The organism is Bradyrhizobium sp. GW821-FHT12B03 (genome assembly GCF_058807535.1).
Map to the genome: position 1 here is coordinate 270265 of NZ_JBXAQU010000008.1, position 15884 is coordinate 286148.

The 15884-nt window shown below is 63.6% G+C and carries 12 protein-coding genes; 9 read left to right on the top strand and 3 right to left on the bottom strand.

Annotated elements, in window-relative coordinates; all coding sequences use genetic code 11:
• The first annotated feature begins 1 nt into the window (after window position 1).
• From AC1RUR_RS18375 to AC1RUR_RS18415, 9 genes are all read left to right on the top strand, one after another.
• The gene (locus AC1RUR_RS18375) at window positions 2–1693 is read left to right on the top strand and encodes a hydantoinase B/oxoprolinase family protein (protein ID WP_492846429.1); all 1692 of its coding nucleotides are present in this window, start codon (window positions 2–4) and stop codon (window positions 1691–1693) included.
• Complete coding sequence (locus AC1RUR_RS18380) at window positions 1690–3750, top strand: hydantoinase/oxoprolinase family protein (protein WP_492846431.1); 2061 nt, start codon at window positions 1690–1692, stop codon at window positions 3748–3750. Before AC1RUR_RS18375 ends, AC1RUR_RS18380 begins: the two co-directional genes overlap by 4 nt.
• Window positions 3747–4358, top strand: coding sequence for a cysteine hydrolase family protein (locus tag AC1RUR_RS18385; protein WP_492846433.1), 612 nt, complete (start codon window positions 3747–3749; stop codon window positions 4356–4358). Before AC1RUR_RS18380 ends, AC1RUR_RS18385 begins: the two co-directional genes overlap by 4 nt.
• Window positions 4355–5758 (top strand): FAD-dependent oxidoreductase, encoded by a 1404-nt coding sequence (locus tag AC1RUR_RS18390; RefSeq protein ID WP_492846435.1) that lies wholly within the window; start codon window positions 4355–4357, stop codon window positions 5756–5758. Before AC1RUR_RS18385 ends, AC1RUR_RS18390 begins: the two co-directional genes overlap by 4 nt.
• 413 nt (window positions 5759–6171) lie before the next feature.
• Complete coding sequence (locus AC1RUR_RS18395; protein ID WP_492846437.1) at window positions 6172–7488, top strand: NtaA/DmoA family FMN-dependent monooxygenase; 1317 nt, start codon at window positions 6172–6174, stop codon at window positions 7486–7488.
• Window positions 7489–7518: 30 nt separating this feature from the next.
• Window positions 7519–8631 (top strand): ABC transporter substrate-binding protein, encoded by a 1113-nt coding sequence (locus AC1RUR_RS18400; protein ID WP_492846439.1) that lies wholly within the window; start codon window positions 7519–7521, stop codon window positions 8629–8631.
• Entirely contained in the window at window positions 8616–9728 is a 1113-nt protein-coding gene (locus tag AC1RUR_RS18405) for an ABC transporter ATP-binding protein (RefSeq protein ID WP_492830458.1), read from the top strand. Before AC1RUR_RS18400 ends, AC1RUR_RS18405 begins: the two co-directional genes overlap by 16 nt.
• A complete protein-coding gene (locus AC1RUR_RS18410; protein ID WP_492846441.1) occupies window positions 9721–10629 on the top strand; it encodes an ABC transporter permease in 909 nt (302 codons plus the stop codon). Before AC1RUR_RS18405 ends, AC1RUR_RS18410 begins: the two co-directional genes overlap by 8 nt.
• Window positions 10626–11405, top strand: a complete 780-nt coding sequence (locus AC1RUR_RS18415) for an ABC transporter permease (protein ID WP_492846443.1) — start codon at window positions 10626–10628, stop codon at window positions 11403–11405. Before AC1RUR_RS18410 ends, AC1RUR_RS18415 begins: the two co-directional genes overlap by 4 nt.
• 128 nt (window positions 11406–11533) lie before the next feature.
• On the opposite strand, the gene AC1RUR_RS18420 is transcribed toward AC1RUR_RS18415, so the two are convergent.
• Genes AC1RUR_RS18420 through AC1RUR_RS18430 form a run of 3 tightly spaced genes read right to left on the bottom strand, consistent with a single transcriptional unit; the run spans window position 11534 to window position 15861 of the window.
• A complete protein-coding gene (locus AC1RUR_RS18420) occupies window positions 11534–13339 on the bottom strand; it encodes an ABC transporter permease subunit (protein WP_492846445.1) in 1806 nt (601 codons plus the stop codon).
• 45 nt (window positions 13340–13384) lie between these two features.
• A complete protein-coding gene (locus AC1RUR_RS18425) occupies window positions 13385–14746 on the bottom strand; it encodes an LLM class flavin-dependent oxidoreductase (RefSeq protein ID WP_492846447.1) in 1362 nt (453 codons plus the stop codon).
• Window positions 14747–14781: 35 nt separating this feature from the next.
• A complete protein-coding gene (locus tag AC1RUR_RS18430) occupies window positions 14782–15861 on the bottom strand; it encodes an ABC transporter substrate-binding protein (RefSeq protein ID WP_492846448.1) in 1080 nt (359 codons plus the stop codon).
• Window positions 15862–15884: the final 23 nt, after the last annotated feature.

Consider the following 15884-nt stretch of genomic DNA (forward strand, 5'->3'; position numbering starts at 1 on the left):
GATGACCAAAACGATCGACCCCGTAACCCTGGCTGTGCTCAAGGGTCGCCTCGAGCAGATTGCCGACGAGATGGACGCCACGCTCTATCGTTCGGCCTTCAATCCGATCATCGCCGAGGCCCGCGATGCCTGTCATGGTCTCTATCACGCCGAGACCGGCGCGACCTTGGTTCAAGGGACCACCGGCCTGCCGATCTTTGTCGGCGCGATGGCTTTTGCCGTCAAAGCCGTGATCGACAAGGTCGCGCGTGATGCCGCCTCCGGCCGTGATCATCTGCAGCCCGGCGATACATTCCTGTTCAACGACCCCTATGAGGGTGGAACGCATCTCAACGACTTCCGGCTGGTCAGGCCGATTTACCGCAACGATCGGGTGTTCTGCTGGATCGCCTCGGTTGGCCATTGGCTGGACATCGGAGGCAATGTGCCTGGCGGCTTCAATTCTCGCGCCACCGAAAGCTTTCAGGAGGGGGTGCGGTTTCCGCCGATAAAACTGTTTCGCGCCGGCGTGATCAACGAAGACATGATCGATATCCTTGCCGCCAACAGCCGCGTGCCGACATCGAATTTCGGCGATCTGAACGGGCAGCTCAATGCTCTGGCGCTCGGCGAACGCCGCCTTGCCAGCCTGCTTGACGACTATGGCGAGGACACGATTTCGGCGGCGCTTGATGTCTTCACCCGCAGGGCTTCGGCGTTGATGCGCGAGAATCTCCGCGCCCTGCCCGACGGTGTCTACAGTTTCGAGGACTTTCTCGACAATGACGGCGTCACCGACGAGCCGCTGAAGATCGCGCTTGATCTCACCCTCGCCGGCGAGACCATGGTGCTGGATTTCTCCCGGTCGTCGCCGCCCTGCGCCGGCCCGCTCAACATCGCCTATGCGACCGCTGCCGCCTGCTGTTACGTGGCGCTCAAGCACGTCTTTACCGACGTGCCCGCCAATGCCGGTTGTCTCGAGCCGATCACCTTCATCATTCCCGAGACGACCCTGCTCGGCGTCAAGGCGCCGCGCCCGGTCGGCGGCTACACCGAGACCATCCTGCGCGTCATCGGCGTCGTGTTCGGCGCCATAGCCATCGCCGCGCCGGACCGCGCCATGGCGGCGCCGTTCGGCACCATCAACGCCTTGTCGCTCGCTGGGTATCGCAATGACGGTTCGCGCTGGGTGATGTTCTCGTTTTTCGGCGGCGGGCTCGGCGGCAACCCCCTCAGCGATGGATTGAACCACGGCAACAATCCGATTTCGATGGCGACGATCCCGCCCGTCGAGATCCTGGAAGCTTCCTATCCAGTCATGTTCACGCAATGGGCGCTGCGTCCGGACAGTGCCGGTATCGGCCAGCATCGCGGCGGCCTCGGCGCCATCTACGAGATCGAAGCGCTCGGTGAGACCGGCGCCGACGTGTTCCTGCTGGGCGAGCGGGGAAAATTTGCGCCCTTTGGCGTCAATGGCGGCGGCGCAGCGGCCCTGAACCGCTTCGTCTTTGACACGCCGTTCGGCAAGTCGTCACCGCCGCTCGCGTCGAAGATTACCGACGTGAAGATCGCCAAGGGACAGCGGGTCCGGCTTGAAACGCCCGGCGGCGGCGGATTCGGTTCTGCTGTCAGTCGCGATCCGGCGAAGGTCGAGCGCGACCTTCGCCTTGGCTATGTCAGCACGGATGCCATGGCATCCGGAGTGAAGTCATGAGCGGCTCCTCGATCATCGGCGTCGATGTCGGCGGAACTTTTACCGATCTGTTCTTCTATGACGAGGACCGCGCCCAATTCCGCACCGCCAAGGTGCCCTCGCAGCGTGGCAACGAGGCTGAAGGGTTTCTGCTCGGTCTTAAAGTCCTCGGGCAGATCAGCGACTTCGGCGCGATCGTGCATGGCACGACGGTCGGTACCAACGCCTTGCTGGAGCGTAAGGGCGCACGCATCGGCCTGATCACGACCGCGGGATTCCGCGATGTGTTGGAAATGCGCCGTCGGGACCGGCCGCATACCTGGGGCCTGTGGGGCGATTTTGTGCCCGTGGTCGATCGCGACATGCGCCTTGAAGTCGACGAGCGGGTATTGGCTGACGGCAGCATTCGCACGGCCGTCGATCCCGCGCAAATTCAGGCGCAGGCCCACAAATTGCTGGCGGCGGGAGCCGAGGCGCTCGCGATCGTCTTCATCAATGCCTATGCCAATCCGGCCAATGAACGCGCTGCGCTCGTTGCCGCACGCGCGGTCTGGCCCAATGACGATGTGGTCGCATCCAGCGAAATCCTGCCCGAGATCCGGGAGTTCGAACGAACCTCCACGACGGCGCTCAATGCCTATCTGCAGCCGCTGGTCGGCCGGTATCTCGGCAGACTGCAGGATGCTCTGAGCGGTGAAGGCTTCAAAGGGCAGTTTCATATCGTGCAGTCGAATGGCGGCGTCATGTCGACGGCGATGGCACGAAAATTCCCGGTGCGCACCGCGCTGTCCGGCCCCGCCGCCGGCGTGATCGCTGCCGGGGCCATTGCCCGCGCCGCCGGTTTTGAGAATGTCATCACCGGCGATCTCGGCGGCACCTCTTTCGACGTGTCCCTGATCGCCGGCGGCCAGGCCTCGCTTGCGGCGCAGACCACGATCGATTTCGGATTGGTGATCCGCACGCCGATGATCGAGATCACGACGATCGGTGCCGGCGGTGGTTCGATCGCGCATGTCGATCGCGGTGGATTGCTGCAGGTCGGTCCGGAAAGCGCCGGCTCGGTGCCGGGGCCGGTCAGCTACGGGGCAGGCAATGATCGGCCGACACTGACCGATGCCAATGTGGTGCTCGGCCGCATCAACGCCGAGAGGCCGATCGGGGGCAAGCTCGCGCGACTGGATGTCGAGGCGGCGAAAGCGGCCATTCTTCGCCATGTCGGGGACCCGCTGGGGCTGGATGCGATGGCGGCCGCGGAAGCCATCGTGCGGATCGCCAATGCGCGCATGGCCGGCGCGATCCGGCTGGTGTCGATCGAACGCGGTCATGACCCCGGCAATTTCGCCATCATGCCGTTCGGTGGCGGCGGCGCACTTCATGCGGGCGCGCTGCTGCGCGAGGTGGGGCTGAAGCTGGCTTTGGTTCCGCGCTTTCCGGGAATCACTTCGGCGCTCGGCTGCGTCATCGCCGATCTCCGGCATGACCAGGTGCAGACCGTCAATTTGATGCTGGAAGGTCTCGACGCAAGGAGGCTGGACCAGCGGATGATCGCGGAAGGCAAGGCGGCGCATGCCGTGGTCGCATCGGCGGGCGTCCAAGTCGACCGCATCGATGTGATCTACGAACTCGATATGCACTATGTCGGGCAAACCCATACCATCGGGGTGACGCTGCCGGTCGCTTTCGGCGACACCACCACCGGTATCGATGCCGCGATGATCAGACAGGCCTTCGAGGCGTCCTATCAGGCGCAGTTCAGTCGCAAATTGCCTGGCATTCCGGTCAAGATCGTTACGCTACGTACCGCCGCCATCGGCCGGCGGCCGCATTTCGACCTCGCCGCACTGGCACCGTCTCCCGATGCATCGATCGACAAGGCGAAGCTCGAGGACCGCAATGTCTGGTTCGACGGCGCCTGGCATCGAACCTCGATCTGGTCGCGGCTCGAACTGCCGACCGGTACGGTCATTTCCGGTCCGGCGATCCTGGAGCAGGGCGACGCCACCACCGTGGTTGAACCGGGCCTTGTTGCGCGCGTGGATGCGCTCGGCAACATCATCATCGAAAGGCAATCGGCATGAAGGGTGATCCGGTTCCGATAACGCGCACGGCATTGCTGATCGTCGATCTGCAGAACGATTTCCTGCATCCCGACGGCGCCTATGGGCGAGGCGGGCAGGGCGCCGCATCGATCGCAGCCCTGCCTTTGAAGCTGAAGCCGCTCGCTGACGCTTTTCGCGCCGCGGGTGGTTGGATCATCTCGACGCATTTCACGCTGGTACCCGGCAAAGATGGCGAACCGCTGATCTCGCCGCATCTGAAAGCGCTGCGGCCATTCCTGTGCAAGGGCGATTTCGCGCCGGGCCGTTGGGGGCATGCGCTGGTTGATGAACTCGGGCCTTCGGACCTTCAGATCGAAAAGATCGCCTATTCGGCGTTCTACATGACGCGGCTTGAATGGCTGCTGCGCAAGTTTTCAGTCGACAGGCTGGTCGTCGGCGGCATCGTCACCAATGGTGGCGTGGCATCGACGGTGCGCGATGCGCATGTGCGGGATATCGAAGCCGTCGTGCTGTCCGACGGCTGCGCCGCCTTCGACGATGCCACGCACCAGACCGCCATCGCGGCATTGAAGCCGGTTGCCCGGGTGGCAACCATCGCCGACATGCTGGCGGAAACGAAGCGGTGACCATCAAGCCAGTTCCGTCCGAGGGTTTCGAGACAACCATTTCCGTCCTTGTCGTCGGGGGCGGGGCGGCGGGTCTTTGCGCCGCGCTCGCTGCCCACGAGGCCGGCGCGGAGGTCGCGATTTTCGAGCGTGATCCCGTTCCGCGCGGTTCGACCGCTTTATCGGCCGGGCTGATACCGGCTGCGGAAACGCGGTTTCAGAAATTGCACGGCATCGTCGATACGCCGGAGCTCTTTGCTGGTGATATCCGCAAGAAGGCACATGGAGAGGCCGATGATGCGATCGTCGATCTCGTCACAGCGCAGTCTGGTCCTACGGTCGAATGGCTTGCCGATCGCTATGGCCTGCCATTTTCCGTGGTGCATGATTTCGACTATCCGGGCCATGCGGCGCGCCGGATGCATGGTCTGCCGAGCCGATCCGGCGCCGAGTTGATCGATCGTCTGCGGCAAGCGGTCGAGGAGGCTGGCTTGCCGTTGATAGTGCAAGCGACCGTCACTGGCCTCTTTAGCGATGCCGAGCGTCGCATTCATGGGCTTGAGATAACGCGACCGGATGGAACACGGGACGCGATCGGGTGCGATACTTTGATCCTCGCCTGCAACGGATATGGCGGCAATCCGGTCCTGGTTGGGCAACACATCCCGGAGATGCAGGGCGCGCTCTATTTCGGTCATCCGGGCAATCGCGGCGATGCTGCGCTCTGGGGCGAGGCGCTGGGTGCAAAACTCCTCCATATGTCTGGCTATCAGGGCCACGGATCAGTGGCGCATCCCCATGGCATTCTGATTACCTGGGCCACGATCATGGAAGGGGGCTTTCAGGTCAACACAAACGGCCGACGCTTCTCGAACGAAAGCCTCGGCTATTCCGAGCAGGCGGCGGCGGTGATTGCCGAGCCGGAGGCGATTGCATTCAGTATTTTTGACGAGCGAATTGCAATCATCGCACGCCAGTTCGAGGATTTCAGGCGCGCCGAGGCGAGCGGGGCGGTGATCGAGGCTGATAGCATCGAGGCGTTGGCAGTGCGTCTTAAATTGCCAGCCGATGCCCTTGGGGAAACTTTCGCAACGGTCGCACGTCTCGAGCAAAGTGACGGCGCCGACGTATTCGGGCGGAATTTTGCCGGCGTCGCGCCGCTGTTGCCGCCCTTCAAGGCCGTTCGTGTGACGGGTGCGCTTTTTCACACCCAGGGAGGTCTTGCCGTCGATCGCCAGGCGCATGTGCTCGACCGGGATGCCCAGCCATTGCCCAACCTTTTCGCCGCGGGTGGCGCGGCGGCCGGGGTTTCCGGGTCGCGGGCCGGCGGATATCTTTCGGGCAATGGCCTGCTGACGGCGACAGTGCTGGGTCGCATTGCCGGCATCTCTGCTGCGAAAATCTGCCGCCGCCATCGTTAGACGTGAGGCCCGCAGCAGCGTTGACAACGCGGTGGTTGCGCTTCCGCGATTTGAACCTGCCGTTCGACAGGCCTTCCGGGTTTCACGCGAACGATCGAAGGAAATATCGCAGATTGGCGTCGTGTGGGGAGAAGCGATAGCGGTCTCGGTCGCCGTGTCGCGTGCAATTTCTTCTCGATGTGAGGCGCACCGCGCCATTCCGAGCGGACTTCATAGCCGTTATGCCCGAGCTTAAGTTTTCAGCACGCACGAGGCGCCAAAAACGACCCGAAGCGATCGGGACGGACCGCGTCTCCAGACACGACCGGAGTGCTGTTACCTGCCTCCACGACGACAGCGCATAGGAGGTCGGCACAGTATTTGCTTAGTTCATTCGGTCGATCCCGCAACTTGATCGTGGTTATGGAGCCGAGATGCCCACCAAACCATTTCACTTGGCATGGTTCCTTCAGGGATCGAGCGTGCAGGCCTGGGGCGAGTCCTGGACCGGACATATCGGCCAGACCTGGATGGAGCCTGAGCTGTTCCTGAACGCGGCGCGTGCGCTCGAGCGCGCCTGCTTCGACTACATCCTGCTTGAAGATTCGTCCTACGTCGGCGAGAGCTTCGGTGGCTCGACCGACATCTATCTCAAAAACGGCATCGCGGTGCCGCGTCAGGATCCGTCGGTGGTGGCGGCGCTGATGACGCAGGTGACATCGCGCATCGGCATCGTGCCTACTTTTGGAACATACGCCTATCATCCCTATTTGCTCTCCCGCCTGGTGGCGACGCTCGACCAGGTGTCGGGCGGGCGCATCGGCTGGAATGCCGTCACCGGCAGTTCGGACTTCGCGGCCATGAACTTCGGCATGCCAGGCATGCCGGAGCACGATCTGCGCTATGACATGGCTGACGAATACATGGAGGTCTGCAATGGCCTGTGGGATTCGTGGAAGCCGGGCGCCATCATCGCCGACCGCAAGAGCGGCGTGCTGGTCGATCCCACCAAGGTCCACGCCGTCAATTACAGTGGCAAGTATTACAAGACGCGCGGCCCGCTCAACTCGGGGCCGGCGCCGCAGGGGCGCCCCGTGATCGCCCAGGCGGGCGGTTCGCCGCGCGGACGCAAATTCGCCGCCGCCCATGCCGACACCATCGTGGTCCACGTCAAGGGCATCGAGGCGATGCGTTCCTACCGCGACGACGTCCACAAGCACATGATCGCATGCGGCCGCAAACCGTCCGATTGCAAGGTGCTCTATCTCATCAACCCGATCCTCGGCGACACCATGCAGGATGCCCAGGAGCGCAAGAAGAGGCGGGCCGCCATCGCGATGGAACGCATCGACGAGCGGCTCGCGCATTTCGGCAAGGTGACCAATATCGACTTCGGCAAGTTCGATCTCGAAAAGCCGCTGCCTGACGATGTGACCACCAACGGCCATCAGCAGAATCTCGAGCAGTACCGCCTGATGGCGAAAGGGCGCTCGATCCGGGAGACGATGGCGAGCTTCAATGCGGTCGACCTGTCGGTCGAGCTCTGCGGCACACCCGACGCCGTCGCCGCACAGATGGGCGAGGTGATGCAGGACGTCGGCGGCGACGGATTCCTGTTCTCGATGCCCAACGTCAACCGCCGCACACTCGCCGAGATCGAGGACGGGCTCGTGCCGGCGCTGCAGGATCGCGGCCTGATGCGCAAAGCCTACGAGCACAAGCATTTCCGCGACAATCTTCTGGCGTACTGATCACCCCAAGCAGGAAGGCAGAAAGCCGTCATGCGCGATCATCGTTCTCCGACCAAATTCAATCGCCGCACGGCAATCGGTCTGCTGGGCGCAGGCCTTGCGGCGCCGTTCATCCGCCCTGGTCACGCCGAGGCGGCGTGGCCGGAGCAGACCACGATCCCCGACATCCTGAAGGGCAGCGGCGAGGTTCGTATCGCCACCTTCGGTGGCACGATGCAGGAGACCCAGCAAAAGGCTTATTTCGAGCCGTTCGAGAGGTTGTCCGGCATCAAGGTGCATGCCTTTCCCGGTACCAACCCGACCAAGATCAAGGCCATGGTCGAGACCGGCAACGTCGAATGGGACATTGCCCAGCTCAGCCGCGGCTCGATCATGAATCTGCAGAAGCAAGGCGACTACTTCGAGAAGATCGACTATTCCCTGGTCGACGACGGTGTCGGCGCCGCCTATCGCTTCGAATACGGTCTCGAGATGCTGGTGTGGGCACAGGTGATGGGCTATCGGACCGACGCCTTCAAGGGCGACGCGCCTAAAGGCTGGGCAGACTTCTGGGACACCAAGAAATTTCCCGGCGACCGGGCCATGGGCGGCACCGGTGCCGGCGGTTGGCCCGAGATGGAATTCGCCCTGATGGCGGCCGGTGTGCCGGCCGACAAGCTCTATCCGCTCGATATCGACAAGGCTTTCGCAAGCTACGAGGGGATCAAGAAGGCGGTCGTCAAATGGTGGGACACCGGCGCCGTGCCGATCCAGCTTCTGACCGACCGCGAGGTCGCCATGACAACCGTCTGGAACGGTCGCATGGCTGCGCTGCAGGCGGCGAACGTTCCCGCTGCAATATGCTGGAATCAGGGGCTGATGAAGCGCGACGCCTGGGGCATCCCCAAGGGCGCCAAGAACGCCACGAATGCGATGAAGTTCGTAGCCTATTCGACCATGGCGATCCCCCAGGCACGCATCGCCTTCGGAATCCCCTATGGTCAGGTCAACGCCAAGTCGAACGAGTACATCCCGCCGGAACGGCTGGCCGTGCTGCCCAGCGCCCCCGCCATCAAATCGCAGCTCGTGAACTATGACTACGATTGGTGGATCGACAATCGCGACACGGTTGTTGGTCGCTTCAACAAATGGCTGCTGAGCTGACGACGATGACCGGGGCTGGCCGCGGCGCGTCGGTATCGCTCAGCAACCTGGAACGGCGCTATGATCGCGTGGCCGCGGTGGCCGGCGTTTCGCTGGACATTCTCTCCGGCGAGTTCCTGACGCTGCTGGGACCGAGCGGATCCGGCAAGTCGACGACCTTGATGATGATCGCCGGCTTCGAGACGCCGACCGGCGGCGACATCGCGATCGACGGGAAGTCGGTCGTCGCCATGCCGCCCTACCGCCGCAACATCGGCATGGTGTTCCAGAACTACGCTCTGTTTCCTCATCTCACCGCTGCCGACAATATCGGATTTCCGTTGAAGCAGCGCGGCGTCGGCAAGGCCGAGCGGGAAAAGCTGGTCCGCGAGGCGCTGGCGCTGATGCAATTGCCCGACCATGGTGAGCGCTACCCGCGCCAATTGTCCGGTGGCCAGCAACAGCGGGTCGCGCTCGCGCGCGCCATCGTGTTCAAGCCGCGCCTTCTTCTGATGGACGAACCCTTGGGCGCGCTCGACAAGCAACTCCGCGAGAATTTGCAGCTGGAGATGCGCCGCCTTCATGCCGATCTTGGCATCACCTTCATCTATGTCACCCACGACCAGGAGGAGGCTCTCACCATGTCGGACCGTATTGCCGTCATGAATGGAGGACTGGTGGCGCAGGTCGGACGGCCCGAGGATCTGTATGACCGGCCGGGCAGCCGTTTCGTCGCCTCCTTCCTCGGCGAGTCGAATTTCCTCCCGGCCATCGTGCGCGGCGTCGAGGACGATGTCGTGGTGGCCGAGTGCGAAGGGGCCATCGTCCGTGCTTTGTGTCCCGGCCGGCCCGCCACCGGCGAGAAGGTCATGCTGACGACGCGTCCAGAGCGTATCCGCTTCGCCGACGGCGCCTTTGCTTCGACCGCGCCGCAGAACCGTCTCAGCGTCACCGTGACCGAGGCGGTGTTTGCCGGCGAACGCTGCCGCTACATGTTGCAGGCACGCGACGGCACCGCGATGGTGCTGAAAGAACCGTCGAGTGCGGCGATCCGGCGCCGCGCGGTCGGCGAGCGGACGGAGATCGCCTGGTCGGTCGCGGATACGATCCTTGTCTGAGGGGGTCGAAATCCGTTTCGAAGGACTGGCCGCCACGCGGCAGAGTGGCGTGCGGCTGCCCTGGCGGCTGTCCTGGCGGCCGGTCATGCCGCTGCTGCTGGCGGCACCGCTTCTGCTGTTCATGCTCGCGTTCTACGCATTGCCGGTGCTGTCGATGTTGATGCGCAGCGTCAACGATCCCAGCTGGACGCTGTCGCATTATGCCTCCCTGACGGGCGACACGGTGTTCCTGAAAGTCTTCTCGAACACGCTTTACACGTCGTTGATCGTCACTGCGGGGGCGCTCCTGCTGGGCTATCCTGTCGCTCTCTCGCTGGTGCGCGCGCCGCGCTACGCGCCGGTGATCCTGTTCCTGGTCCTGCTGCCATTCTGGACCAGCGTGTTGGTCCGCAGCTACGCCTGGATGGTGCTTTTGGGCCGGCACGGCCTCATCAATGAGGCGCTGCTCGCGGCAGGCATGATCGACCGGCCGTTGCGCATCCTCAATACGCCGCTGGCGACCCAGATCGCGATGGTTCACATCCTGCTGCCCTACATGGTTCTGCCGATCGCCAATGCGCTCCGACAGATCGATCCGTCGCTGGCGCGCGCGGCGTCCGGGCTGGGCGCAACGCCGTGGGCGACCTTTCGGCAGATAACGCTGCCGCTCTCCATGCCGGGCGTCGCCGCCGGCGTGCTGCTGGTATTCGTGCTGGCGCTGGGCTTCTACATCACGCCGGCCATGGTCGGGGGCACGCGCGAGATCACGCTATCGATGCTGATCGCCCAACAGGTCGATCAGCTCAACTGGGCCTATGCAGCGACCCTTTCGGTCCTGCTGCTGGCAACGGCGCTCGCCATCATCGCGGCTTTCTATCGGCTGCCTGGTGTCGGCCATACGCTCCGAACGAGCGCACGATGACAGTCGCCCGTGTGCTGCCGGCGATGCTCGTAGGCCTCATCCTCATGTTCCTCGCCTTGCCCATCGTCGTCGTGATGGTGGTCTCGTTTTCTTCGGCGACCTACCTGACGTTTCCACCGCCGGCCTTCGGGTTGCGCTGGTACAGCGTCTATTTCGCCAGCGACGATTGGTTGCGCTCGACCTGGCTCAGCCTCTGGGTCGCAGCCTCCGTGGTCGTGCTGGCGACGCTACTCGGTACGCTGGCAGCGCTTGGCATCGCCCGCCTGCCCAAAGCACTCCGCGTTCTGGCCTCTGCGCTGATCCTGTCGCCGTTGATCGTGCCGGTGATCGTCGTGGCCATCGGCATCTACTACGCCTTCGCCCGCTACGGCTTGGTCGGCACGCCGGCCGGCCTGATCTTCGCCCATACCTGTCTTGCGGTGCCCTTCGTGGTCACCAGCGTGAACGCCAGCCTCGCGGGCATCGACCCCCGCCTGGAGCAGGCGGCGCTTAGCCTCGGTGCTACACCCACCGGCGCTTTTTTCCAGATCACGCTGCCACTGATCCGTCCCGGCGTTCTGGTTGGCGCCCTGTTCGCCTTCATCACATCGTTCGATGAACTGGTCGTTGCGCTGTTCATATCCGGCTCCGGCGCGGTCACGCTGCCGCGCCGCATGTGGGACGATTTGCTCTATCAGATCGAGCCAACCATCGCAGCGGTCTCAACCCTGACCATCGTGCTGACGGTCGTGTTGATGGGTTGCGCCCACCTCCTTGGAAAACGAGCGGCCGCTTGACCTTGGCCCAGCCGAGACGCCGCGTCCAATTTGACCGGGCGTGTAGGTTACGTCTGGCGACCAAGCAAAGCGAGCAAGCCGTACACGGGAATCTTTGCGGCGCTTTGCGGTGTGCGTTGCGGAGCACCTCAGGAACCGCCGGCGCCGACTGAGCCGGAAGAGCGCGAACGGCGCGCCTGAAGCACTTCGATGATCGCAAACATGACGATCACGACAATGAGGACGACGACAGACGCTGCGGCGATGACGGGGCTGACCTGGAGCAGGATTCCATCCCACATCTGCTTCGGCAAGGTCGTCTTGATCCCGCCGCCGACGAACAGCGCGATCGTCAGTTCCTCGAACGATTGCAGGAATCCGGTCACGAAGCCGACGGCGAGGCCACCTGCCACGAGCGGCAAGGTGATGCGCCAGAAGGTGCGCAGCCGTCCGGCGCCGAGCGTCGAGGCCGCCGCGTCAAGCTTCCAGTCGTAGCCCTTGAAGGTCGCCAGCATGATCATGAACACCACCGGCATGGCGATAATCGTGTGACCGATAGTGATGCCGACGTTGCTTGCCACCAGCCCCATCCTCGCGAACAGATAGAACAGCGCGATCGCGATGACGATGGATGGCACCATCATTGGCGAGAGGCAGAGCAGGAATGCGATGCCGCCAAGTCGGCTGCGCGTCCTGGCGACCCCATAGGCCGCCATCGATGCGATCAGCAGCGTGATGGCCGCAGCCGCGAACCCGATGCCGAATGAACGGGTCATGGCGCCGAGCCAGAGCGGGGAGGCAAAGAACTGCTCGAACCAGCGCGCACTCCAATTGGGAGGTGGAAACGACAGAAAGTTCGAGCCGGTGAAGGCCATCGGAACAAAGGCGATGATCGGTGCCAGCAGCAAGGCGATCATGACCCAGGCATAGACCGAGAGCAGGACGCGCCCGCGCAGGCCGCGGATATTGCGCTTCCAGAGCTCCTCGATCGCGCCGAAAATCAGCCCGGCGGCGTTGACGATGGCAAGCCCGGCACGGCGCACCGGGCCGTCCGCTTTTGTCGTTCGGCCGCTGCCCGTCGTCACCGCCGACAGGTCGAAGATCCGGTCATAGATGAAGCAGATCGTGATGGTCGAGACCAGGAGAATCGCGGCGAGCGCGCTGCCGAGCTGCCAATTCTGCAGCTCGTTGATCTGCAGGATGATGAGCTGCCCGATCATGGTGTCCCTGGCGCCGCCGACGAGCGCCGGCGTGATGAAGAAGCCTAACGAGGCAACGAGAACCAGGAGCCCAGCCGAAGCGACGCCGCGTACCGAGGGTTGGAAGAATACTTGCCAGAATGCGCGCGCGCCGTTGGCGCCGAGCGTCGATGCCGCCATCGTCAGGCGGCGATCGATCTGGTTCATGACCGGCAGCATCGTGACGACCGCCAGCGGCAGCAGCGTGTGCACCATGGCGAAGATGACGGTGGTGCGCCCGAACAGCAATTGATCTCCGCCCTTCAGGCCGATCGCGGCCATGGTCTTCGCCATGATCCCGTTGCGCCCGAGCAGCACCAGCCAGGAAAAATTCTTGATCAGCGCGCTGGTCCAGAACGGCAGCAGCACGAACAGCGCGGCGATACGCTGCTGCCGGGGAGGCTTTTGCGACAGCCAATAGGCGAGGGGATAACCCAGCATCAGGCAGAACATCGTGGTCCAGCACGCGACCTGGAATGTCGTCGAGAGCACGGTGAGATAGGGACCGCCGTTCCAGATGCGCAGGAACGGCGCGAAGGTCAGTGCGCCCGTGACCTTGTCCATCACGCTCACGGACAACATCTGCGCGGTCGGCCAGACCAGGAACAGGGCCAGGAAACCGAGGCCAGGCAGCGCCAGCCACAGCGGATCGAGCTTGAGCTTGCGCGCCTTGGTGCGCGGATGCTCGGCAACTCCGAGAGACGTCGTCTCGGCCATCTCTCAATGCTCTCGTTCGATCCGTCGCAGCGTGGTCATCTCGGTCTATGCGCGCTTGGCAAGCGGCGTCGTCGCCAGTGAGGTGTGGCGGTTCTCGGGGCGCGCGAGGCCAAGGTGCTCGCGGAGGGTCCGTCCTTCATAGTCGTGGCGGAACCGTTCGCGCCGCTGCAGCTCCGGCACCACCTTCTCGACGAAGTCGGTCATCGTGCTCGGCAGTGCGGCGAACGAGATCATGAAGCCGTCGCAGGCGCCTGCGTCGATCCAGGCTTCCATGTGATCGGCGACCTGGGTCGCGGTGCCGCAGAACGTCGCCTTGGCGCGATCGAATCGGCGCGCGATCTCGCGCAACGTCAGGCCTTGCCGGATCAGGCCGGCGATCTCGTCGAAATAGGCCTTGTGGAGGTTGGACGTCGCAGGAATCCGGCTGACCGGCACCGGCTCGTCGAGCGGCAGATCCGACAGGTCGGTTTCGAGGTCCTGCGCGAGGCGCAAAACGCCGACGTCGGGATGGACCAGGTCCTGCCAGCGATCGAGCTTGTCGCGCGCCTCCTGCTCGGTCTCGCCGATCACGACCGAAATGCCCGAGGCGATCTTCAGGTCATCAGGCCGACGGCCAAACTTGACCATCCGGGCCTTGAGATCGCTGTAGAAGGCCTTGGCGGCGTCGAGATTGCCGCTCGAACCGAACACCACTTCGGCATGTTCGGCCGCGAAATCCCGACCCGTGTCGGATGCGCCGGCCTGGATGATGACCGGGCGGCCCTGCGGCGAACGCTCGATGTTGAGCGCGCCATGCACGGTGAAGTATTTGCCCTTGTGGTCGACCAGATGCTGCTTCTCGGGCAGGAAGCTCTGGCAGGTCTCCTTGTCGTAGACGAAGGCGCCGTCTTCCCAGGTGTCCCAGAGCGCTTCGACGATCTCGAGGAACTCCTTCGCCTTGATGTAGCGGTCGGCGTGCGGGGGCAGCCGTTCGAGACCGAAATTGCGCGCCGCGTAGTCGTTGGCGGAGGTCACCACGTTCCAGGCGGCACGGCCATGCGAGATGTGATCCAGCGAGGAGAACAGTCGCGCAACATTATAGGGTTCGTAGAAGCTGGTCGATGCGGTGGCTCCGAGGCCGATACGGGTCGTCGCCCCCGCAATGGCCGAAAGCAGCGTGATCGGCTCCAGCACGTTCATGAACACCGGCGACCGGCTCCAGGCTCTCAGATTTTCGGTGCGCGCCGCCGGTGTGTCCGCGATGAAGAAGAAGTCGAACTTGCCGCGTTCGGCGAGCTGCGCCATCTCGCGGTAATAGTCGATGTCGGTCGAGGCGTGCGGACGCGCCTCGTCCATCAACCAGGATGCTGCGTGTGATCCGTTGGCGTGCACCAACGCGCCGATCACCATCTGCTTCTTCTTGCTCATGACCGTCCCTCGATGTTTTCCCCGCGTCGCAGGGGTTACTTCTTGCCGCCCATCAGGAGCCATTCCTGGAAGCGCTCCGAGACCTCTGCGTAGTTCTTGCCCCAATAGGCATAGTCGCGCACGGTGAGGCCGGCGAGATTTTCAGGCAGCGTCGGAAGCACCTTGGCACGTTCGGGCGTGATGAACTTGTAAGCCTTGAGGTTGCTCGGACCATTGGCGACGATGCTCGAATAGGCGGCCTGGCGCTCGGGCTGCATGGAGAATTTCACGAACTCGCGGGCCTGCTTCAGCTTCGTCGTGCCCCGCGGAATCGACCAGCCATCGATCGAGTAGAGGCCCTTCCAGACGATGTTGACCGGAGCGCCGGAATCAATCGCGGCATAGGCGCGTGCCGACCACGTGTCGGCCATGTCGACTTCGCCGTTCTGCAGGATCTGGGTGTTCTGGGCGCCGGCGGTCCACCACACCGCGACTTCGGAGCGGATCTTGTCCATCATCTTGAAGGCGCGATCGAGGTCGAGGGGGTAGAGATCCTTCGGCGCCACGCCATCGGCGAGCAGCGCCGATTCCAGCACGCCCTTGGGATTGCGATTCAGGCCGCGGCGTCCCGGAAACTTGGTCGTGTTCCAGAAGTCGGCCCAGCCGGTCGGGGCCTCCTTCTTGTAAACATCCGTGCGGTAGGCCATCACGATGCCATAGGCCGAGAAGCCGAACCAGTTCGGCATCAGCGCGCCAGAAATCAGCTCGTCGTCCGGACCCTTGGTGATCTCGAGCGGCTCGAGATAGTTCTTCTCCTGGGTCAGGCGCAGCACGTCGTCGGGGGTGACCATGCAGACGTCCCAGAGCTTGCTGTTCGTGTCGACAATGACCTTGAACTGCGTGACCGGGTCGGATTCGTGGGCAACACCTTCGACGCGGATGCCGGTGGCCTTCTCGAACGGATCATAGAAGGCGGTGCGCAGCGCGGCGCCGGGGGCGCCGCCGACGTCGGCGACGGTGATCTGCTCGGCTGCACCGGCCCGTCCGGGCCAGACAGCCGGCAGCGCGATGCCGGTGGCGGCCACGCCCGCCGTTTTCAGAAGCTTTCGTCGTGAGATGGGCGTGGTGGCGGACATTGCTGTTCTCTCCGTGATGCACT